The following is a 276-nucleotide window of genomic DNA, read 5'->3' on the forward strand; positions in this document are numbered from 1 at the left end:
CCTCACCATATTTCCTTTTGAGGACTGAAAACATAGTTTCAACCAGGTTTCTGTTATGGTAGAGTTCCTCATCAAACTCTTTTATCATTTTTCTACGATAATATCCTTTTATCCTTTTTCTCTTCCTTTGCCTTAAAGGAATAATGGCAATTGCTTGTAATTGTTCTCTTGTTAGTGAATGTATAGCTTCTGAATCGTATCCTTTATCCATGACATAGTAGTTTGATCTTCGAGTTTTATGACATTGCTTTAACAACGTTTTTGCATGTTTTGCAT

1 protein-coding gene is annotated in these 276 nt (G+C 33.3%); it reads right to left on the minus strand.

What is annotated here, in order from left to right; translation table 11 throughout:
- Positions 1 to 276 (minus strand): transposase (locus CUN85_RS12870; protein WP_167848897.1); only part of this gene is annotated, 276 nt, incomplete at both ends.

This window comes from Methanolobus halotolerans (genome assembly GCF_004745425.1).
GTDB lineage: Archaea > Halobacteriota > Methanosarcinia > Methanosarcinales > Methanosarcinaceae > Methanolobus > Methanolobus halotolerans.